Raw genomic sequence first — 20174 nt, forward strand, 5'->3', positions numbered from 1 at the left:
GAGCACTGCAATAGGAATTACTGCCCGTGAGGGGCCCGGAAATCGATCACTCCGCCGAGAACAGCCCGAACGTGCTAATGCCCCTAAAGCATTGAGCGCCCCCGCCCGCCGGAATTCGCAGGACCGGCACGGAAGCGGTAACCGCTGTTCATGGCTGTGCACTGCCGTTCCGGACGGTGCCGCTTCGCCCCCGGAAGACCCGTGAGGCGGCCCCCGCCACTCGCGCTCCACCACCCACCGGCGCGGGCCCACCGCCGCCCGGAAGACGGCCGCCCCGCGCGCCGACCGTTCCGGAGCGTAGGCAACAGAACCCGGACGGTGGGGCTGAGCCGTACGGAGGAGGAGGGCCCTACCGGCTCGTGCGGCGGCCCGTACGGCTCATGAGGCTCAGCGGCTCGTACGAAGGGCGCCGGGGCTTTGGCTCATACAGGCCCATACGGGCTCATGCGGACTCGTGCGGGCTCATACGGGCTCGCGCGGAGGAGTCCCGGAGCGCGGGTGGCTCGGAGGTGTGGAGATACGGAGGAGTGTGGTCCGGCAAGGGCCGGGCGGCGAGGCGGCCGGAGCGGGGCTCAGCACGAGGGCGCCGGAGCGGGGCTCAGTGCGGGAGCGAGGGCGGGACCACTCAGGCGACGGGCTCGGGGTGGTCGGGCGTGGTGGGCCAGGACATCCGGATGAGGCCGCCGTTCTCACCGGCGGAGACCTCGACGTCGTCGACGAGTCCGCTGATGACCGCGAGACCCATCTCGTCCTCGCTCTCGGCGTCGCCGTCCCCGGCACCGGAGGCGGAGTCGCCGCCGCTGGGTGCCTCGTCGCCCACCTCGATGGAGAACTGCTTCTCGTCCTCGATCAACTGCACATGCACGGGGGCCGCGATACTGCTCGCCTGATGGAGGCCCACGGCACGGCTGCACGCCTCACCGACGGCGAGGCGCACCTCGTCCAGTACGGCCTCGTCCACTCCGGCACGGCGCGCCACCGCGGCCGCCACGAGCCTGGCGGTCCTGACGTGCTCGGGCTGCGCGCTGAAGCGGAGCTCAACGGTGGCCATCCATCCCCCTCGGATGTACGGACGAACTGTCAGGGGGCCGGGCCCAGGGCCCGGTCCCCCGGCTGATCCGCCCCGGGCACACGGCCCGGAGCGACACCAGGATCTCAGTCGGTGGCAGCTACCGCTTCCTCGACCGACTGGTGGATCGGGAAGACCTTCGTCAGTCCGGTGATCCGGAAGATCTTCAGAATGCGCTCCTGGTTGCAGACGAGACGCAGCGAACCCTCATGGGCACGCACGCGCTTCAGTCCGCCCACGAGCACGCCGAGACCGGTGGAGTCGAGGAAGTCCACGCCCTCCATGTCGACGACGAGATGAAAACTCCCGTCATTGACCAGCTCGACCAGCTGCTCACGCAGCTTGGGCGCGGTGTACACATCGATTTCGCCACCGACCTCGACGACCGTGCGATCGCCGACGGTACGGGTCGACAGGGACAGGTCCACGAATCCTCCAGCACCTTGCTCTCGAGCGGTCGCCCTAGGGACACCTCGGCATGACCCCCCAAGACGGATCGCCAGCCGCGATGGCATTCAATCACTTACAAGCGGGCATGCACGACGCCTTCTGCCCATTGTCCGGCACGTCAGTGACAGACTCGGTGCCGATGGCCGAGAATCATCCTGCCCGTACAGGCCAGGACCACACTCCGAAACGGCTCGACCCGAAGGCGGTCCTGGACCGCCTGGCACCGGGCCCGAGCCGCACTTCGCGCATCACCCATACGGAGCACTTGCCCCCTCGTGCGGGCCGCCATGCAGTGTGGCCCGACCGCATCCGGCCAGAGATCATCGCCGCGGTGCAGTCCGCCGGAATCGAGCACCCCTGGGTGCACCAGGCCGAGGCCGCCGAGCACGCCCTGGACGGGAACTCCGTCGTCGTCGCCACCGGTACGGCCTCCGGCAAGTCGCTCGCCTACCTGGTACCGGTGCTCAGCACCCTCCTGGACGGCTCCGAGGCCCCCAACGGGCGGGGCGCGACCGCGCTGTACCTGGCGCCCACCAAGGCCCTCGCCGCCGACCAGTGCCGTGCCGTGAAGGAGCTGGCCGACCCGCTCGGCAAGGCCGTCCGGCCCGCCGTGTACGACGGCGACACCCCCGTCGAGGAGCGCGAGTGGGTGCGCCAGTACGCCAACTACGTGCTGACCAACCCGGACATGCTGCACCGCGGCATCCTCCCCTCCCACCCCCGCTGGTCCTCCTTCCTGCGCGCCCTGCGCTTCGTGGTCGTCGACGAGTGCCACACCTACCGGGGCGTCTTCGGCTCGCACGTCGCCCAGGTGCTGCGCCGCCTCCGCCGCCTGTGCGCCCGCTACGGCTCCGAGCCCGTCTTCCTCCTCGCCTCGGCGACCGCCGCCGAGCCCTCCGTCGCCGCGGGCCGCCTCACCGGCCTGGAGGTGCGCGAGGTCGCCGACGACGCCTCCCCCCGCGGCGAACTCGTCTTCGCCCTCTGGGAGCCCCCGCTCACCGACCTGCGCGGCGAGAAGGGCGCCCCGGTCCGGCGCACCGCCACCGCCGAGACCGCCGAGCTGCTCACCGACCTGACCGTGCAGGGCGTGCGCTCGGTCGCCTTCGTACGGTCCCGCCGCGGGGCGGAGCTCATCTCCGTCATCGCCCAGGAACGCCTGGCCGAGGTCGACCGCGCCCTGTCCCGGCGCGTGGCCGCCTACCGTGGCGGCTATCTGCCCGAGGAGCGCCGGAGTCTCGAAAGGGCCCTGCACTCGGGCGAGTTGCTCGGTCTCGCCGCCACCACCGCCCTGGAACTCGGCGTCGACGTCAGCGGGCTGGACGCCGTCCTCATCGCCGGGTACCCGGGCACCCGCGCCTCGCTGTGGCAGCAGGCGGGCCGCGCGGGACGCTCCGGCGAGGGCGCCCTGGCCGTGCTCGTCGCCCGGGACGACCCGCTGGACACCTATCTGGTGCACCATCCCGAGGCGCTCTTCCGGCGCCCCGTCGAGTCGACCGTCCTGGACCCCGACAACCCCTACGTCCTCGCCCCCCACCTCTGCGCGGCGGCGGCCGAACTCCCCCTGGCCGACGAGGACCTGGCTCTCTTCGGCCCCGCGGCACCGGGCTTGATGCCGCAGCTCGAAGCCGCCCGGCTGCTGCGCCGCCGCGCCCGCGCCTGGCACTGGACGCGCCGGGAACGCGCCGCCGACCTCACCGGCATACGCGGGGAGAGCGGCAGCCCGGTGCAGATCGTCGAGGAGGGCACCGGCCGCCTCCTCGGCACGGTGGACGCCTCGGCCGCGCACGGCACCGTCCACGAGGGCGCGGTCCACCTGCACCAGGGCCGCACCTACCTGGTCCGGCGCCTGGACCTGGAGGACGCGGTGGCCCTGGTGGAGGAGGCCAGCCCGCCGTATTCGACGGTGGCACGGGACACCACCGCGGTCTCCGTCCTGGAGACCGAGACCGAAGTCCCCTGGGGCGAGGGCCGCCTGTGCTACGGCTCCGTCGAAGTCACCCACCAGGTCGTCTCCTTCCTCCGCCGCAGGCTGCTCACCGGCGAGGTGCTCGGCGAGACCAAGCTCGACCTGCCTCCCCGCACCCTGCGGACCCGGGCCGTCTGGTGGACGGTGACCGAGGACCAACTGGACGCCGCCCGGGTCCCACCGGAGATCCTGGGCGGTGCCCTGCACGCCGCCGAGCACGCCTCGATCGGCATGCTCCCGATCTTCGCCACCTGTGACCGCTGGGACATCGGCGGCGTCTCGGTGCCCCTGCATCCCGACACCCTGCTGCCCACGGTGTTCGTCTACGACGGCCACCCCGGCGGGGCGGGCTTCGCCGAACGGGCCTTCCACACGGCCCGCGACTGGCTGACGGCCACGCGCGAGGCGATCACCTCCTGCGAGTGCGAGAGCGGCTGCCCGTCCTGCATCCAGTCCCCCAAGTGCGGCAACGGCAACGACCCCCTGCACAAGGCGGGCGCGGTCCGACTCCTGACGGTGCTGCTGCGGGGTGCGGGGGCGGAGACCGGGACCGAGACGGCGACCGAGGCCCCGGCGGAAACGGGGGCGGAGACGGGGGCTCTGACGGAGATAGACGCCGAGCCGAGCGGTACGGAGATCGACGCCGAGCCCAGCGATGTGGTGGCCGGGGGCGGAGGGCCTCAGTCCGGGGCCGGTTGAGGGCAGTCCGCGAGCGGGCGGGCTTCGCCTACGGGCGGGCCGCCGTGTCCGTGCGCACTTCTGTACATGCCTCCCTGTCCGCATGGCCGCCGTGTCCGTGCGCTCCTCTGTGCATGCCTCCCTGTCCTTTGGGCCTGTCTCCCTGTCCGTTGTGGATGGTTCCCTGTCCGTGCATGTGCCTGTGCAGGCCTCGCAGCCTGTTCGGATACGGCCGGGATCTGTGGCCGGTGTTTCCCGGTGATCCGTCGGTGCACCCGCCGGACCCGCCCTCGCTCGGGCTTCGGCGCGGAAGAAGCCCGCACCGGAAGCCGCGGTCACATCCGAGACCTCGCCTTGGACTTCGCACCGCAGGAGCCGGGCGCCCTGGGCGCGGGCCACTTCGGCGGCGCTCGCACAGGCGGGCTGCCGCCCCGCTCCGGCGTGGTCGGCGGCTGCCAGGGCCGCGAGGTCCGCGGCTCCGGCGGCCCGGTGGCGGACGACCATGGCCTGGCCCATCGCCAGGAAGGCTCCGCACACCACGCACAAGCAGGTAAGTGCCGCGAGGGCCCAGACCGTTGCCGAACCGCGGTCCCGCTGCGGGGGTGCACCGATGCCTTGCGGAGCGGCCCTGCCCGTCGGCCTACCGATGCGGGAGCCGCCCGCCCGCCGGTATCCCGTCTTCGTCACCTGCCCCCGCTCTCCTGGCTGTTGTCGATGCCGTCCCGTTCGGTTCGTGAACGGCTGGGTCCTCGGCATGGGCGGATACGTCACCACCCATCACCACCCCGCCCTCTGCCTCGTTCCGTCCGAGACCGCCGTCCTGGTCGCGACTGCCGTTCTGCCCCGTGCCGCCGTTCCGCCCCCTGCCGCCGTTCCGCCCGGCGTCGCCGTACTGGCCCGCGTCGCCGTACTCGCCCGCGCTGCTGGGCCGACCTCTGTCGCCCATCCCGCCCATCCCGCCTATCTCGCCTTGCTCACCCGTGTCGCCGCGCTGCCCGACCATCTCCTCCGCGAAGGCCACCGCCTCGTGCGTGAGCTGCACCGCCAGTGGGTCGGGCCCGGGCGAGGTCGCGGTGACCCTGACCTTCACGAGTTCGCCCTCGCGCCGGATCTCCACGCGGGCGTCCCGCGGCGCCGCTTCCTTCACCGCCGCGACGGTGGCCTCCTCGGGCTCCTGCCGTGCCGCGGCCCGAGCCCCCGCCCGGGCGGCGTCCACGCACTGGAGCTGGGCCCCGGCGGCCAGGAGCAGCCACAGGAGGCCCGCGACGAAGGCCACCAGCACGGGCAGGACCACCGCGGTCTCGGCGGTGACGAGACCCTGGTCAGGGGCTCCCGGTCCCGCCCGGCGGCGCGGGGCTCCCCGTCCCGCCCGGTGGCGCGCGCCCTCCGCTTCCCGCCTGGGCCGCCGCCCGGCCTCACAGCGCATGGAGCGCCTTCTCTACGATGTCCTGAAGTGCCTTGCGGGTCGCGGCACTTGTGATCACCTTGTAGAGCAGCCCCGCGAAGCCCACCGCCGCGATCAGGCCCATCGCGTACTCCGAGGTGACCATTCCCGCGTCCCGGCACCGGGCTCGCGCCCTTACGGCCCGCACGCGTACGCCCGTCCTCCGCGCTCCGTACATCGCTCGGTACATCTCAACCCCCATGAATGAACCCCTGTCCTGCGTCGCTGTCTCGGTTCTCTGATCTCTGTCTCGGGCGGCCGTCTCGGGCCGCTGGTCCCGGATCGCTGTCTCCGCGGATCCGCGGAGGTCGCGCTGTCGCCGCCTCCGCCGCGGTGCCCGCGTCGGGGGCACCGCCCCCGCCGGAGCGCGTACGGTCATCCGCCGCCTGCGCTCAACAACCCACCCGCCAGCCCGATGACCACGGGCAGCACCCCGATCGCCACGAAGGCGGGCAGGAAGCACAGGCCGACGGGAGCGGTGACGAGGACCGCGGCGCGGCGGGCGCGGGCGGTGGCCGCGCGTCCCCACTCGGCACGGGTCTCAGCCGCCAGGCGGGCCGCCGCCTCGGCAGCCGGGGCACCCGACTCGCCCGCGCGCTCCAGGAGCCGAGCCAGCGGTCTCGCCCCCGGCAGCGTCGCGAGCCGCTGCCAGGCGCCGGTGTGGCCGCCGCCGAGGCGCAGTTGGGCCGCGCCGGAGGACAGGCGTGTCCCCACCGGGCCGTCCATCGACTCCCCCACCGCCTGCGCCGCCTCCACCGGGGCGGCTCCGGCGGCGATGCAGGCGGCCAGCAGGTCGGCGGCCAGCGGGAGTTCCCGTGCGGCGCGTGCCGCGTCGAAGTCCGGCTCCGGGCCGGGCCCGCGCTGCCGCCGCCAGCACAGCCAGCCACCCGCCAGACCCGCCAGGAGTCCCAGCGGGCCGCCCAACACCACATACCCGGCACAGACCGCTCCGACCACCGGCACCCAGCGCCGCAGCACCGCGCGGCTCCGGGCCGACCGCGCTCCCGGGCGCGGCTTCGTCCGTACGCCCAGGACCGCTGTCAGGCGGCGCCTGCTGTGCCGCCGACGCCTCCGCTCCGTTGTCGAGGCCACCATGCACCAGGCCACTGTCATCACGCACAAGACCACCCCCAGGCTGTGGATAACTTTCATTGCTCTTCCGCTCCGCGCACGATCCGCAGCGCCCACCAGAGGCCCGCGGCCTCCAGCGAGACCCCCACGGCGAGGCAGGCGAGGCCCGCCGGGCGGTGCAGCAGGACGTCCAGCGGGCGCGCGCCGAGGGCGCTGCCGAGGAGCAGTCCCATCACCGGAAGCCCGGCGAGCAGCGCCGCGGTCGATCTGGCTCCGGCCAACTGGGCGCGGAGTTCGGCTCGTTGGGCCCGCTCCTCGCGCAGGGCCCGCTCCAGCCGCTGTACGCCCGCGGCCAGGCCCGCTCCCCGGTCCACGGCCACCCGCCAGCAGGCGGCCAGTCCGAGCAGGCCCTCGGCGCCCTCCTGCCGCGCGGCCGTCCGCAGGGCCGCCGGGACGTCGCCGCCGAAGCGTGCCGCGGCGATCACCGGCGCCCGTGCCGCGCCCAGGCCGCCGGTCTCCCGGGCGGCGAGGACGAGGGCACCGGGCGGCTGCCGTCCGGCACGCACCTCGCCCGCGAAGACTCCGCAGAGCGCGACCACCGCCTCGGCCCCGCGCTCCCGCCGGGCGCGTGCGGCCGAGGTGCGCAGGCCGTGCCGTACCGCCGGAAGGCACAGGCCGCCGAGGACCAGGGGCAGCGGCGAGCGCCCGAGCAGCGCGAGCGCGGCGGCGGCCACCAGGCACCACCACTCGCCGCCCGCCCGGCCCCGCAGCCGTGGCGTCAGCCGCTCGCGCAGCAGGCGGCCCGGCGCGAAACCGGTCCGCGCCCCGCACAGTCGGCGGAGTCTGCGCACCCCGGTGCGTGACCCGGTGGCCAGCCAGGCGGCCCCACCGGCGCAGCAGGCTCCGGCACAGGCCGCGCCCCACACCCCGCCCTGGCTCATGAGGCGCCCTTCAGGAGGAGTGCTTCGAGCCGGGGCCAGCCCGCCTCGTAGGAGAAGCCCTTGGTGCCCCAGCGGAGCGCGGGGACGGTCTCGACGAGTCCGGAGGCATCCCGTCTGAGGACATGCACCTCGGCGAGGCGTCTGCGACCGCCGCGGTCGCGGACCAGGTGGATGACCACGGACAGGGCCGCGGCCAGCTGGCTGTGCAGTGCCGCCCGGTCCAGGCCCGCGGCGGTGCCGAGCGCTTCGAGGCGGGCCGGGACATCGGCTGCCGCGTTGGCGTGCACGGTGCCGCAACCGCCCTCGTGCCCGGTGTTCAGCGCGGCCAGGAGGTGGACCACCTCGGGGCCGCGCACCTCGCCGACCACCAGCCGGTCGGGGCGCATCCGCAGCGCCTGGCGCACCAGGTCCTGGAGGGTGACGAGTCCGGCCCCCTCCTGGTTTGCGGGCCGGGCTTCGAGGCGCACCACGTGCGGGTGCTCGGGGCGCAGTTCGGCGGAGTCCTCGGCGAGGACGATGCGTTCGCCGGGTCCGACCAGGCCGAGGAGGGCGGCGAGCAGGGTCGTCTTGCCCGAGCCGGTACCGCCGCTGATGAGATACGAGAGGCGGGCGTCGAGCAGTGCCCTGAGGATGCGGTCGCCGCCCGGTGGGACGGTGCCCGCGGCGACGAGTTCGTCCAGGGTGAACGCGCGGGGCCTGACCACCCTGAGGGCGAGGCAGGTCGCCCCGACCGCGACCGGTGGCAGCACCGCGTGCAGCCGGGTCCCGTCGGGCAGGCGGGCGTCCACCCAGGGCCGGGCGTCGTCGAGCCGGCGTCCCGCGACGGCGGCCAGGCGCTGGGCGAGGCGGCGCACGGTGGCGGCGTCGGGGAAGGTGACCTCGGTGAGTTCGAGTCCGGTGCCGCGGTCGACCCAGACGCGGTTCGGCGCCGAGACCAGTACGTCGGTCACCTCGGGATCGGCGAGCAGGCGGTCCAGCGGGCCGGCGCCGATCAGCTCCGCGCGCAGGCGGTCGGTGGTGCCGAGGACCTCGGCGTCGCCGAGAAGGCGGCCCTGGGCGCGCAGGGCCTCCGCGACCCGGGCCGGTGTCGGTTCGCAGCCGCTCTCGGCCAGCCACTGCCGCACCCCGTCCAGCATCTTCGCGCCGACGACCGCGCTCATGCCGCGCCTCCGGCCACCGGGACCTGCGCCCAGAACCGGCGGCTGAAGCGGGCCAGCGGTCCGCGCGCGTCGCCACCGGGTGGGCGCCCCTTCTCCTGTGCCGCCAACAGGCCCTTTTCGAGCGGTAGTTCACCCGCGAGCGGGAGTCCGAGCAGCTGGGCGACCTCATCGGCGGCGAGTCCGCCGACGCCGCTGGTGCCGTGCCCGGGCGGCGCCACCACCACCCGCAGATCGCGCAGCAGCATGCCCGCGGCGGCGGCGATGCGCTGGGCCGCGGCGACGGCGCGCAGCTCCGCCGGGACCACGAGCAGGCCCAGGTCGAGCTGGGTGAGCACCTCGCCCGCGCTCTCGTCGACCCGCCTCGGCAGGTCCGCGACGACCACGCCGCCCCGCCTGCGGGCCGCGGCGAGCACCGCCCGTACCGCCTCGGGAGCGACGCTGACGGTCTCCCCGCGGTCCCAGCTCAGGACGCGCAGCGAGTGCAGTTCGGGGAGGGACTCCTCCAGGGCGTTGCCGCCGACCCGGCCGCGGGACTCGGTGAAGGCGGGCCATCTCAGCCCTTCGGCGCCCTCGCCGCCGAGGAGTACGTCGAGGCCGCCGCCGAGTGGATCGGCGTCGACGAGCAGGGTGCGCCGCCCGTCCCGTGCCGCGGTCACGGCCAGGGCGCAGGCCAGGGTGGAGGCCCCGGCGCCGCCCCGGCCGCCGAGGACGCCGACCGTGAACGCCGGGCGGCCGGTGCCCTCCGCGGCGTCGGCGATGCGGTCCACCAGCCACCGCTCGTCCCCCGGCAGCACCAGCACATGGTCGGCGCCGATCTCGACCCCTCGCCGCCAGACGCCCGCGTCGTCCTGGTCCCGGCCGACCAGGACCACTCCGCCTCTGCGGCGGGCCGAGCGCACCCGGCCCGCCGCGTCGTCCCCGACCAGGACGAGTGGAGCGGACTCCCAGGTGCCGCGCGCCGGGGGCACGCCGTGGTGCACCACCGGGCGCTCCGCTCCCGCCGCGGCGCACAGCCGCAGCAGGTCGTCGAGGAGCGCCATGTCCTCGGTGACGATCAGCGGTCCGTCCCGGCGTCCCTCGGCCGCCGGACGGTGCTCGTGCACCCCGGTTCCTGCCATGTCTCCCGCCCTTCGCCGCGTCCCCCGCGGGCTCCCCGTCGAGCCCGCGGCCCTGGCCGGCAAAAGGACGGGCGGACGGTTTTCGCCGGGCCCCGAATCCCTTGGGACATCCGGGCCACGGCAAACCGAACCGCTCGTGAACTTCGCAAGCAGGACGCGCAGGAATCACCGTGCAGGCATCCGGGAAATCTTGTGGATCTTGGTAAAAACCTGTGGATAACTCGACGGAGGTGAATAACTCCCCGACCCGTTCGGGGGAGTCCGGAGCCTTATTCGGCACCCCGGAACCCCTCACGCACAGTCACGGATCATGGTGAGGGCGGCGCCGGGCGCGCGAGGAGCGCGCGGACGCGCGTAGAGGGGAGCACCGCGGAGGCGATCGGAGGAAAACCCATCCGGACATGCGACGACCCCCGCCGGGGGGGGAGAGCGGGGGTCGTCCCCACGGCCGACTCGGGGGGGGAGGAGCCGGACCGGGTTAGCACGGTCGCGAACGATCCGTGACCTTCATGGTGTACCCGAGGGCCTTCTCAGGCAAACACACGCGCCACACCTTACGCCGAATGGCGGGCGCATATGCTCAGCGTGTGGAAAACCACTCCTTGCCCCGGACAGCGGCCTTCTTCGACCTGGACAAGACGGTCATTGCCAAGTCGAGCACGCTCACCTTCAGCAAGTCCTTCTACCAGGGAGGGCTCATCAATCGGAGGGCGGCGCTGCGTACCGCGTACACGCAGTTCGTCTTCCTCGTCGGCGGCGCCGACCACGACCAGATGGAGCGGATGCGCGCGTACCTGTCCGCGCTGTGCCGCGGATGGAACGTGCAGCAGGTGAAGGAGATCGTCGCCGAGACGCTGCACGACCTCATCGATCCGATCATCTACGAGGAGGCGGCCTCCCTCATCGAGGAGCACCACACCGCGGGCCGGGACGTGGTGATCGTCTCCACCTCCGGCGCCGAGGTCGTGGAGCCCATCGGTGAACTGCTCGGCGCCGACCGGGTCGTCGCGACCCGGATGGTCGTGGGCGAGGACGGCTGCTTCACCGGCGAGATCGCCTACTACGCCTACGGCCCCACCAAGGCGGAGGCCGTCCGCGAGCTCGCCGAATCGGAGGGGTACGACCTGGCGCGCAGCTACGCCTACAGCGACTCGGCGACCGACCTCCCGCTGCTCGAATCGGTCGGCCGTCCGCACGCGGTCAACCCCGACAAGACGCTGCGGCGGGAGGCCGCCGCCCGCGAGTGGCCCGTACTCGACTTCCACCGGCCGGTGCGCCTCAAGCAGCGGATCCCGGTGCCGCCGCGCCCCGCCCTGATGGCGGCGGCAGCGGTGGGCGCGGCGGCGGCCACGGCCGGGATCGTCTGGTACGCGAGCCGACGCCGCGGGACCGTCTGAGGACCGCCGCCGCGGGGGCCGGCGGCGAGAACACCCGGGCCCGTCCGCGCCGGAAGGCAAAGAAGTGGCGGCCCGGCTTCCGCTTGCCCCCGGACCGGAGTACAAAGGAGTCAACGGCCCGCGAGACCAGGGACATCCGAGAGGATCACCTCACCACGCATTCAGGCCCCACGGACCGCGCATGGAGACTGGGCACCCACGCGACGTCGACCCGTCGAATACGGGCCAGCCGCACCAGGTGACGGGCGAAGATCCCGGCCTGATGGGCACATCTTCGAGGACGCTTGGTAACCCGGTGGACATGCCAGCGGCGGTACGAGATCTCGTACCGCCGCATTCTTCTGCCCGGCTCCGGTCCCCGCGGGCCGCTCCCGGCGCCGGGACTCGTCCTGCCTCTCAGGCGGCCCCGCGCTGCAGGGCCTCGCAGACCGCGGTGGACTCCCGGGCGCCCAGTGCCACGGCGCGACCGCAGTGCGCGATCCACGCCGCCATGCCCTCGCCCGTGCCGGAGGCGTAGCCGTCGAGTGCCTCGCGGTACGCGGCGGCGCCCTGCTCGGCATGGCCCACCTCGCAGGGGGCGATGGACTTGGGGTCGAGTCCGCTGCCCACCAGGACGATGCGCTCGGCGGTGCGCGCCACCAGGCCGTTGTGCGAGGTGAAGGGGCGCAGGGTCAGCAGTTCGCCGTGCACCACGGCGGCGGTGACCAGCGCCGGAGCCTGACCGCCCGCGATGATCAGCTGGGCCAGGCCCTCAAGCCGCCCGGCCACCTCGTCGGCGCCCGGCAGCGGCAGTTCGCCGGACCCGTCGAACAGCTCCTCGTCGACCGGTTCGCCGGGCTGGCGCGGGCGGCCCACCTGCCCGGAGTCGTCCGCGGCGGCGACGAGGTGCAGCCGCGCGAGGACCCGCAGCGGCGACTGCCGCCAGATCGACAGCAGCTGCCCGGCCTCCGCCGTCAACCGCAGGGCCGCGCCCACGACGCGCGCCTCGGGGTCGGCGCTGAAGTCGGTCCGCCGCCGCACCTCTTCGAGCGCCCAGTCGGCGCCCGCGAGCGCGGCGGAGCCCCGCGCCCCGCGCAGCGCCGCCTCGGAAGTGATCTCGTTGCTGCGGCGCCGCATGATCCGGTGCCCGTACACGCGGTCCACGGACTTGCGCACGGACTCCACGGAATCGGCGACGCCGGGCAGCGAACCGAGCGCGGCGAGCGGGTCAGTCGTACTCATGGGGACGACCCTACGCAACCGCCGCCCGCGCCCCTCGAAGGAGTGGTCTTCTTCACGCCGGTGCGGGTCCGGGCGGCGGGGCGGCCTATGTTGATGAACATGAAGATCGCTTTCGTGGGGAAGGGCGGCAGCGGCAAGACCACGCTGTCCTCTCTCTTCATCCGTCATCTCGCCGCCACCGGCGCCCCGGTCGTCGCGGTGGACGCCGACATCAACCAGCACCTCGGCGTCGCGCTCGGGCTCGACGAGGACGAGGCGGCCGCGCTGCCCGCCATGGGCGCGCGGCTCACCATGATCAAGGACTATCTGCGCGGTTCGAATCCGCGCATCTTCTCGGCCGCCACGATGATCAAGACGACCCCGCCAGGGGACGGCTCGCGGCTGCTGCGGATCCGCGAGAACAACCCCGTGTACGACGCCTGCGCGCGGGGGGTGGAACTCGACGGCGGGACCGCGCGTTTGATGGTCACGGGCCCCTTCACCGACTCGGATCTCGGCGTCTCCTGCTACCACTCCAAGACCGGCGCCGTCGAGCTGTTCCTGAACCACCTGGTGGACGGCCGCGGGGAGTACGCCGTCGTGGACATGACCGCGGGCTCCGACTCCTTCGCCTCCGGCATGTTCACCCGGTTCGACATGACCTTCCTGGTGGCCGAGCCGACCCGCAAGGGCGTCGCCGTCTACCGCCAGTACAAGGAGTACGCCCGCGACTTCGGCATCACGCTGAGGGTCGTCGGCAACAAGGTCCGGGGGCAGGACGACCTCGACTTCCTGCGGGCGGAGGTGGGGGACGACCTGCTGGTGACCGCGGGGTACTCGGAGTGGGTGTGCGCCATGGAGAAGGGCCGTCCGCCGCGGTTCTCGCTCCTGGAGGACGTCAACAAGCAGGCCCTGGCGGCTCTTCAGGCCGCCGCCGACGAGACCTACGAGGCGCGGGACTGGGCCCGCTACACCCAGCAGATGGTGCACTTCCATCTGCGCAACGCCCAGAGCTGGGCCAACGACCGCACCGGCACCGACCTGACCGCACAGGTCGACCCCGACTTCGTCCTGGGCGAGCAGCAGGCCGTGGTGCAGCCGGGCTGAGCCGGGGTGCAGCCCGGCTGAGCCGCGCGCCGCGGGCGGCCGGCCGGGTGCGGTTTCGGCGGGCCGCGGGTGCGGGTGCGTACGGTCCGGGCGCGGTCAGGGGTGCGCGGGTCCGCCCGGGGCGCCGCTCGGCGTGCGCACCGGGCGGGCGGCGAGATAGCGGGACCAGCCGCGTGGCGGTGCCTGGCCGGTCCGCAGCTTCCGGAGCCCGGCGAGCAGCTCCGGGTCCTGGGCGTCGAGCCAGTCGGCGAGTTGCCGCAGGGACACGCAGCGCACCTCGCGCTGCGGGCACAGACGCCCCATCGCCTCCTCGACGGCCCGGGTGTAGGCGCCGCCGTTCCAGTCCTCGAAGTGGTTGCCGACGATCAGGGGCGCGCGGTTGCCCCGGTAGGCGCGGCGAAAGCCCTGGAGCAGCCCGTCGCGGAACTGGTCGCCCCAGTACGCCTGCCGGTCGGGGTCGCCCTGCGGGCCGCCGGACTGCCGGACCATGAAGTCCCGGTCGGTGGCCGGGACCTGGAGGCCGCCACCCGGCAGCGGGACCCGGCGCACGGACAGGTCCCACAGCCCGTCCGCCTTACGCGGCCAGACCTGTCCGGCGGCGCCGCTGCTGTCGTAGCGCAGGCCGAGTCCGCGCGCGAGGGGCAGGAAGCTCGCCCTGCCCTGGGGGCAGCGGGTGCGGGCGCCGGTGAGTTCCCGGTCGAAGTCGAAGGGCAGGGCGGGTTCGTCGGGCAGGGCGGCGCGCGTCTTCCAGTTCCGTACGAGGGAGCGGGTGCGGGCGAGTTCGACCCTCCACTGTGCCGTGTCCGGACCGTTCCGGCCTCGGCAGGGGCGGCCGGTGAGGAGGGTGCCGATCTCGTTGCCGCCGAGCCAGGCGCCGCGCAGCTGCCGCACGGTGTCGCGGACCGTGGACCGGGCGGGCGCCGCCGCCACGCGACGGGCGGGCCGCCGGGGCGGACCGCCGCCGGCACCGGGCGGAAGGCCCCGCAGCAGGTCCCGGCCGCTGAGGAAGTACGTCATCCGGGCGCCGTTGTCCTTGGCGACCTGGCGGAAGTGGGAGAACAGGCGGCGGTCGTCTTCGATGACACCGCTCCAGGTGAAGACCACGAACTGCGGGGGCCGCCGCCCGGGCGCGAGCCGGACGGGCCGGGGCAGCGCGGGCTGCGGGCCGGTGTACGAGGTCGAGCCGTCGCCGAGCAGGCGTACGGGGTGGGCCGAGGCGCCCGCCCGGGAATCCGGGGTGTCGCGGGCGGGGTCGGGCGGTGGCCCGGAGCAGCCCGCCAGCGCCGCCGCGAAGACCGCGGCGAGGCCGAGCCGTCGTACGCCTGTGCCGAGGGCGGCCATGGTTCGCCCACCTTCTTTCCGGGAGTCGCCCCCTCGCGCGCGGCCGGAGTCCTGCGCCCGCGGCGGCCCGGGCACTTCTGCGGGGGAGCGCGGCCGTCAAGGGCTCCCGGGAGGGCGGGGAGCCGCCAACCTCGCATGCCTGCCGGGGCAGTTCGGGCCGACCAGCCGATCAACACACCTATTCACACCCGCGGGTGAAGATCTGGACTGAATGCCGAAAATGTTCGACCCCCGTCTTTACTCTGCATTACGGTCCATTTACTGAATGTTGAGACATCCCACCACTGCCCCACCTCACCGCACGCGGTGTTCCACGGCCGCGCCGTCCCTCTTCTCAGCAGGGACCTCCGAGCACCCACGCGACCGCGCCACTCCTGAAGAGACGGGCCCATGAACCTCAGCCCACGCCCCTTGCCCGACACCTCCCCCACCGCCTCCGGCCAGAGCCCGCACGGCCCCCCGCGCCCGCGCGGCCCGCGCCTCGCGGGCGCCGACATCTCGGCCTCGATCGCGGTCTTCCTCATCGCCCTGCCGCTCTCCCTCGGCATCGCCCTGGCGACCGGCGCCCCATTGCAGGCGGGCCTGGTGGCCGCGGCCGTCGGCGGCCTGGTGGCGGGGCGGCTCGGCGGCTCGGTGCTCCAGGTCAGCGGCCCCGCCGCCGGACTCACCGTGGTGACCGCCGAGCTCATCCAGCACTACGGCTGGCGCACCACCTGCGCCATCACCGTGCTCGCCGGAGCGGCCCAACTGGCGCTCGGCTTCCTGCGGGTGGCGCGGTCAGCCCTGGCCGTGAGCCCTGCCATCGTGCACGGCATGCTCGCGGGCATCGGCGTCACCATCGCCCTCGCCCAACTGCACATCGTCCTCGGCGGCACCCCGGAGAGCTCGGTGCTCGCCAATCTGGGGTCCCTGCCCGGCCAGTTGGCCCGGGTGCATCCCGCGGCGCTGGCCACCAGCGCGCTCACCCTCCTGGTGCTCCTCGGCTGGTCCCGCCTGCCCGGTGGCCTCGGCCGTATCGCCCGGCCGGTCCCGGCCGCCCTGGCCGCGGTCGCGGCGTCCACCGCCTTCGCCTCGCTGGCCGGACTGCGGCTGCCTCGGGTGGACCTGCCCTCGTGGTCCAGCCACGCCCTGCCGCATCTGCCCGAGGGCCCGGTGCTCGGCCTGCTCGCGGCGGTGCTCACCATCACCCTGGTCGCCAGCGTGGAATCGCTGCTCTCGGCCGTCGCGGTGGACAAGCTCACCACCGCCCGCCCCGAGCCGCGGATGCACATCCCCCGGGCCGACCTCGACCGCGAGCTGCGCGGCCAGGGCCTGGCCAACATGGTCTCCGGGGCACTCGGCGGCCTGCCCGTGACCGGAGTCGCCGTCCGCAGCTCGGCCAATGTCCGGGCGGGCGCGGTGAGCCGCAACTCCACGGTGCTGCACGGAGTCTGGATCGTCCTCGCCGCGCTGGTCCTGGTGCCCGTGCTCGACCTGATCCCGCTCGCCGCCCTCGCCGCCCTGGTGATGGCCGTGGGGGTGCAGATGGTGAGCATCAACCACATCCGTACGGTCACCAGGCACCGCGAGGTGGCCGTGTACGCGGTGACCGCGGCGGGTGTGATCCTGCTCGGCGTCCTCGAAGGGGTCGGTCTCGGCATCGCCACCGCGGTCGCCGTCGCGCTGCACCGGCTCAGCCGCACCCGTATCACCCACGAGGAGGACACCGGGGGCAGGCATCATGTGCGGGTCCGCGGCCAGTTGACCTTCCTGGCCGTCCCCCGGCTCAGCCGCGTCCTGCACCTGGTGCCGCGCGGCGCGGACGCCCTGGTCGAACTCGACGGCTCCTTCATGGACCACGCCGCCTACGAATCCCTCCAGGACTGGCAGCACTCCCACCGCTCCCAGGGCGGCACGGCCGAGATCAGCGCCCGCTCCGGAGGACGGATCGCCGAACCTTCCCGGGCGGTCCTCTCCTGCTGCCGCCCCTGGACAGCCTGGCGCAACCACCACTGCGACCGTACGGACAAGGGCAGACCGGCGGCCGAGGCCCCGGTGGCGACCGCGGCCGGCGGTACGGAGGCCACCGAAGCCGGGAGGACTCCGGAGGCGGCGCGCTCGGGGCGGCAACTCGCCAGTGGGATCAGCGCCTTCCAGCGCGACACCGCCCCGCGGGTGCGCGAGGAGCTGGCCCGCCTGGCGCGCGAAGGGCAGCGGCCGACCCAGCTCTTCCTCACCTGCGCGGACTCCCGGCTGGTCACCTCGATGATCACCTCCAGCGGCCCGGGCGACCTCTTCGTCGTACGCAACGTCGGCAATCTGGTCCCGCCGCCGGGCGCGGAGGGCGGCGACGACTCGGTGGCCGCCGCGCTCGACTACGCGGTGGACGTACTGGAAGTGGAGTCGGTGACGGTGTGCGGGCACTCGGGCTGCGGCGCCATGCACGCCCTGCTGAACGCGCCACCGGCGGGCGGGTCCTCGCCGCTCGAACGCTGGCTGCGGCACGGGCTCCCCAGCCTCGTACGGGCGAAGGGTGCCGAGGGTCCGCGGCCACGGCTGGCCGGGCGGGAGCCGGCGGACGCCGCCGAACTGCTCAGCCTCAGCAATGTCGTCCAGCAGTTGGAGCACCTGCGGCGGCACGAGTCGGTGGCGAAGCGGCTGGCCGAGGGGAGGATCGCGCTGCACGGCATGTACTTCCATGTGGGCGAGGCCCAGGCATATCTGCTGAGCGGGGAGGAGCCGGTCTTCTCCGTGGTGGCGCCCGGGGAACGGGAAGGGGTGCATGCCTAGCCGGAGAGACGGAGAGACGGAGGAAGGCGAGGGCCGCGGCGCACCCGGGGCAGGAGGCACCGCCCCGTCGCCGGCGGCAGCGCTTTCCCGGCACGCTCCCCGTCCGGCCCGGCAGGACACGGGTGCTCCCGGTCCGGTACCCCTGTACCCGTACCGCCGGAGGTGCCAGGATCGGAGGGGTTGACCAGGTCACACCGGAGCTGAAGAATCCGCGCGATGACAAAAATGGTCTACACCACACGGGACAGTGTCAGCACGTGGGGAGCCAGCGAATGAACGAGCGTCCGTCGATCGCCAACATGCTCAAGGAGGAGCGCCGTTTCGCGCCCCCCGCCGAGCTGGCCGCGAACGCGAACGTCAAGGCCGAGGCGTACGAGCGGGCCGAGGCCGACCGGCTCGGGTTCTGGGCGGAGCAGGCGCGGCGGCTCACCTGGGCCACCGAGCCCACCGAGACGCTGGACTGGTCGAACCCGCCCTTCGCGAAGTGGTTCGCCGACGGGAAGCTGAACGTCGCCTACAACTGCGTGGACCGCCACGTGGAGGCGGGCAACGGCGACCGCGTCGCCATCCACTTCGAGGGCGAGCCGGGCGACAGCCGCGCCGTCACCTACGCGGAGCTCAAGGACGAGGTCAGCCGGGCGGCGAACGCGCTCACCGAGCTGGGCGTCACCAAGGGCGACCGGGTGGCCGTGTACCTGCCCATGATCCCCGAGGCGGTCGTGGCGATGCTGGCCTGCGCGCGTATCGGCGCCGCGCACTCGGTGGTCTTCGGCGGCTTCTCCGCCGACGCCATCGCGGCGCGCATCGAGGACGCGGACGCCAAGCTGGTCATCACCGCCGACGGCGGCTACCGCAGGGGCAAGCCCTCGGCGCTCAAGCCCGCCGTGGACGACGCGGTGTCCCGGGTCAGCGGGGTCGAGAAGGTCCTCGTGGTCCGGCGCACCGGCCAGGACGTCGAGTGGACCGAGGGCCGGGACGTGTGGTGGCACGAGGTCACCGGGCGGCAGTCCGCCGAGCACACCCCGGAGGCCTTCGAGGCCGAGCAGCCGCTGTTCATCCTCTACACCTCCGGCACCACCGGGAAGCCGAAGGGCATCCTGCACACCTCCGGCGGCTACCTCACCCAGGCCTCGTACACCCACCACGCCGTCTTCGACCTGAAGCCGGAGACGGACGTGTACTGGTGCACGGCCGACATCGGCTGGGTCACCGGCCACTCGTACATCACCTACGGGCCGCTCTCGAACGGCGCGACCCAGGTCATCTACGAGGGCACCCCGGACACCCCGCACCAGGGGAGGTTCTGGGAGATCGTGCAGAAGTACGGGGTCACGATCCTCTACACGGCGCCGACGGCGATCCGTACCTTCATGAAGTGGGGCGACGAGATCCCCGCCAAGTTCGACCTGTCCTCGCTGCGGGTGCTCGGCTCGGTGGGCGAGCCGATCAACCCGGAGGCCTGGGTCTGGTACCGCAAGCACATCGGCGGCGACCGCTGCCCGATCGTGGACACCTGGTGGCAGACCGAGACCGGCGCGATGATGATCTCCCCGCTGCCGGGCGTGACGGAGACCAAGCCGGGGTCCGCGCAGCGCGCGCTGCCGGGTATCGCGGCGACCGTCGTCGACGACGAGGCCAACGAGGTCCCGGACGGCGGCGGCGGCTACCTGGTGCTCACCGAGCCGTGGCCCTCGATGCTCCGCACCATCTGGGGCGACGACCAGCGCTTCCTGGACACCTACTGGTCCCGCTTCGAGAACCGCTACTTCGCGGGCGACGGCGCGAAGAAGGACGAGGACGGCGACATCTGGCTGCTCGGCCGGGTCGACGACGTCATGCTCGTCTCCGGGCACAACATCTCGACCACCGAGGTGGAGTCCGCCCTCGTCTCGCACCCCTCGGTCGCCGAGGCGGCGGTGGTCGGCGCGGCGGACGAGACCACCGGCCAGGCGATCGTGGCCTTCGTGATCCTGCGCGGCAGCGCGAGCGAGGACGAGGGTCTGGTCACCGATCTGCGCAACCACGTGGCGGCGACGCTCGGCCCGATCGCCAAGCCCAAGCGGATCCTGCCGGTCGCCGAGCTGCCGAAGACGCGGTCCGGCAAGATCATGCGGCGGCTGCTGCGGGACGTCGCCGAGAACCGCCAGCTCGGTGACGTGACCACGCTGACCGACTCCTCCGTCATGGACCTCATCCAGTCGAAGCTGCCGTCGGCGCCGAGCGAGGACTGAGGGCTCGGGCTCGGGGCACCGACAAGGACCCCATTGCCGCAGGGGCTGCCGGGTATCCGGTGGCCCCTGCGGTGTGTGGGGGTGCGGTGCGTGCGGGGGCTGGACGGTCGGCGGGGGCAGGGCTTTCGCTGCTGCTGGGCGACGGCTGACGGCTGACGGCTGACGGCTGACGGCTGACGGCTGACGGCTGACGAATAACAGATGACGGATGACAGATGACGGATGACAGATG

At 73.5% G+C, this 20174-nt stretch carries 15 protein-coding genes and 1 pseudogene; 5 read left to right on the forward strand and 11 right to left on the reverse strand.

Annotated elements, in window-relative coordinates:
- Positions 1-625: 625 nt before the first annotated feature.
- Both HFV08_RS10055 and bldG read right to left on the reverse strand, forming a co-directional pair.
- Positions 626-1051, reverse strand: coding sequence for an ATP-binding protein (locus HFV08_RS10055; RefSeq protein WP_168538010.1), 426 nt, complete (start codon positions 1049-1051; stop codon positions 626-628).
- Between the two features lie 104 nt (positions 1052-1155).
- The gene (gene bldG / locus HFV08_RS10060) at positions 1156-1497 is read right to left on the reverse strand and encodes an anti-sigma factor antagonist BldG (protein ID WP_040250126.1); all 342 of its coding nucleotides are present in this window, start codon (positions 1495-1497) and stop codon (positions 1156-1158) included.
- Between the two features lie 80 nt (positions 1498-1577).
- Between bldG and HFV08_RS10065 the strand changes: the two genes are divergently transcribed.
- Positions 1578-4184: a DNA 3'-5' helicase SftH gene (locus HFV08_RS10065; RefSeq protein WP_210430127.1), complete on the forward strand. Its 2607-nt coding sequence runs from the start codon at positions 1578-1580 to the stop codon at positions 4182-4184.
- A gap of 270 nt (positions 4185-4454) precedes the next feature.
- Here the strand turns inward: HFV08_RS10065 and HFV08_RS10070 are convergent.
- The 7 genes and pseudogenes from HFV08_RS10070 to ssd all read right to left on the reverse strand — a co-directional run.
- Positions 4455-4919 (reverse strand): annotated as a pseudogene (locus HFV08_RS10070) (Rv3654c family TadE-like protein); the annotation flags it as partial.
- Positions 4804-5589 carry a TadE family type IV pilus minor pilin gene (locus HFV08_RS32310; RefSeq protein ID WP_168538013.1) on the reverse strand — a complete coding sequence of 262 codons (786 nt, stop codon included), beginning with the start codon at positions 5587-5589 and terminating at the stop codon, positions 4804-4806. The pseudogene HFV08_RS10070 and the gene HFV08_RS32310, both read right to left, overlap by 116 nt.
- A complete protein-coding gene (locus HFV08_RS32505; RefSeq protein WP_376770596.1) occupies positions 5579-5713 on the reverse strand; it encodes a DUF4244 domain-containing protein in 135 nt (44 codons plus the stop codon). Before HFV08_RS32505 ends, HFV08_RS32310 begins: the two co-directional genes overlap by 11 nt.
- 269 nt (positions 5714-5982) lie before the next feature.
- A complete protein-coding gene (locus HFV08_RS10085; RefSeq protein ID WP_376770597.1) occupies positions 5983-6585 on the reverse strand; it encodes a type II secretion system F family protein in 603 nt (200 codons plus the stop codon).
- A 170-nt stretch (positions 6586-6755) separates the two neighbouring features.
- Positions 6756-7619, reverse strand: coding sequence for a type II secretion system F family protein (locus HFV08_RS10090; protein ID WP_168538019.1), 864 nt, complete (start codon positions 7617-7619; stop codon positions 6756-6758).
- Positions 7616-8779: a TadA family conjugal transfer-associated ATPase gene (locus HFV08_RS10095; RefSeq protein WP_168538021.1), complete on the reverse strand. Its 1164-nt coding sequence runs from the start codon at positions 8777-8779 to the stop codon at positions 7616-7618. Before HFV08_RS10095 ends, HFV08_RS10090 begins: the two co-directional genes overlap by 4 nt.
- Positions 8776-9897 (reverse strand): septum site-determining protein Ssd, encoded by a 1122-nt coding sequence (gene ssd, locus HFV08_RS10100; RefSeq protein ID WP_168538023.1) that lies wholly within the window; start codon positions 9895-9897, stop codon positions 8776-8778. The genes HFV08_RS10095 and ssd overlap by 4 nt, the downstream gene beginning before the upstream one ends.
- Before the next feature lie 563 nt (positions 9898-10460).
- Between ssd and HFV08_RS10105 the strand changes: the two genes are divergently transcribed.
- The gene (locus HFV08_RS10105) at positions 10461-11294 is read left to right on the forward strand and encodes an HAD family hydrolase (RefSeq protein ID WP_168538025.1); all 834 of its coding nucleotides are present in this window, start codon (positions 10461-10463) and stop codon (positions 11292-11294) included.
- Positions 11295-11690: 396 nt separating this feature from the next.
- Here HFV08_RS10105 and HFV08_RS10110 read toward each other — a convergent pair whose 3' ends face one another.
- A complete protein-coding gene (locus tag HFV08_RS10110; RefSeq protein WP_168538027.1) occupies positions 11691-12515 on the reverse strand; it encodes a Fic family protein in 825 nt (274 codons plus the stop codon).
- A gap of 93 nt (positions 12516-12608) precedes the next feature.
- On the opposite strand from HFV08_RS10110, the gene HFV08_RS10115 reads away from it, so the two are divergent.
- Positions 12609-13601, forward strand: coding sequence for an ATP-binding protein (locus HFV08_RS10115; RefSeq protein ID WP_168538029.1), 993 nt, complete (start codon positions 12609-12611; stop codon positions 13599-13601).
- Between the two features lie 96 nt (positions 13602-13697).
- On the opposite strand, the gene HFV08_RS10120 is transcribed toward HFV08_RS10115, so the two are convergent.
- Positions 13698-14942, reverse strand: coding sequence for a polysaccharide deacetylase family protein (locus HFV08_RS10120; RefSeq protein WP_168538031.1), 1245 nt, complete (start codon positions 14940-14942; stop codon positions 13698-13700).
- 390 nt (positions 14943-15332) lie between these two features.
- On the opposite strand from HFV08_RS10120, the gene HFV08_RS10125 reads away from it, so the two are divergent.
- Positions 15333-17711, forward strand: a complete 2379-nt coding sequence (locus HFV08_RS10125) for a bifunctional SulP family inorganic anion transporter/carbonic anhydrase (RefSeq protein ID WP_168538033.1) — start codon at positions 15333-15335, stop codon at positions 17709-17711.
- Positions 17712-17983: 272 nt separating this feature from the next.
- Positions 17984-19942, forward strand: coding sequence for an acetate--CoA ligase (gene acs, locus HFV08_RS10130; RefSeq protein ID WP_168538035.1), 1959 nt, complete (start codon positions 17984-17986; stop codon positions 19940-19942).
- Positions 19943-20174 lie beyond the last annotated feature (232 nt).

Source organism: Streptomyces physcomitrii (assembly GCF_012273655.1).
GTDB lineage: Bacteria > Actinomycetota > Actinomycetes > Streptomycetales > Streptomycetaceae > Streptomyces > Streptomyces physcomitrii.